This window comes from Curtobacterium sp. B18, from assembly GCF_000333375.1.
Taxonomy (GTDB): domain Bacteria; phylum Actinomycetota; class Actinomycetes; order Actinomycetales; family Microbacteriaceae; genus Curtobacterium.
The window spans coordinates 1-1,384 of sequence record NZ_BACZ01000742.1 but is presented as its reverse complement, the minus strand read 5'-3'; the positions used below and the strand labels follow the sequence as shown (position 1 = coordinate 1,384).

Sequence of the window (1,384 nt, the reverse complement as noted above, 5' to 3'; positions counted from 1 at the left end):
CGCCGAGATCGCCGAGTACCGACCACGGGAGCGGGCGAGCAGGGACGCCCCGGCGGACCCGGCCAGCGGGAGCAGGGTGACCACGACGGCCCCGAGCCCGCCGACGCACAGGGTGATCGCGAACTCCGACACGAAGGACACCCAGAAGCCGGAGCCCGGCGTCACCGAGTGGAGCACCCAGCCGGCCGCCGCGACGACGAGCAGCGCGATCGACCGCCAGGTGGCACTGCGGGCACCGGCGACGATCGAGGAGCCGAGCCGGAGCGCCTGGGTGTCGAGGTCCGGTCGGCCGACCGGGACGAGGACGGCCCCGACGATGACGGCGGGCGAGAGGTCGAAGGTCCGGGTGATGCCGCACGCCACCAGGGCGGCGAGCACCAGCCACGGGGAGACCCGGAAGCCGATCGTGTCCCGGTCGGTCCCCGCAGCCCACCGCGACGCGAGGACGATCGTCGTCGTCAGGACCGCCGCGCCGAGCAGGACCGCGATCGCCAGGCGGACGTACCGGGCCTCGAGCGAGACGCCGACGCCGAGCAGGGTGGCGAGCCCGACCACGAGCACGGCGACGGTGATCGACGCCCAGGTCGGCAGCGCGTCGTCGCCGCGCCGCCGTTCGGCGCGGGGACGGTTGCGACCGAGGAGCCCGGCGAACGGCGAACGGATCCGGCTGCGCGCGACCCCGCCGACGACGGCGAGCGGGCCGGCGATGAGCACGAGGAAGCCGGCTGCGACGGCCGTGGCGACGATGACGGTGCGCCACGAGAAGGCCGCCTGGATCGTCGGGACGGTCGTGTCGTACTCGGTCGAGGCGGTCCAGTCGCCGGCCGGGCCGGACCAGTCGAGGCCGCGGCCGCCGGTGCTGCCGGCGCCACCCGACCCCGTGCCGCCGGTGCCCGCGCCACCCGACCCCGTGCCGCCGGTGCCTGCGCCACCGGTCCCCGCGCCGCCGGTGCCTCCGCCATCGGTCCCCGCGCCGCCCGTGCCTCCGCCGGAGCCGTCGGACCCACCGGTGCCCGTGCCGGTCCCGGTGCCGGCCCCGCCGCCCGGCGCGCTCGGGGTCCCGGACGCGGTGCCGCTGCCCGTCGACCCGTCGCCGGGCGTGCTCGTGGTGCCGGTGAGGACCACCCGCACGGCCGCCGACGTCGGCGAGAAGTTCCCGGCAGCGTCGTGCTGGGCCGCCGTGAGCGCCACCGTGCCGCCGCGGAGGGTCGAGCCGTCCGTGGCGCAGGACCACCGCCCGGACGCACGCACCTCGGTCCGGCACACCGGCGCGTGGTCGGCGTAGACCGTGAGGACGGCACCGGCCTCGCCCGTGCCGCCGATCGTGACGGGCTGTACCCGCACGCGGTCGCCGGACCCGGGCTCGGTGATCCGCGGGGCCGTC

The 1,384-nt window shown here is 77.7% G+C and carries 1 pseudogene; it reads right to left on the bottom strand.

The window, feature by feature from the left end:
- Positions 1–1,384, bottom strand: a pseudogene (locus tag I5E_RS25835) (hypothetical protein); the annotation flags it as partial.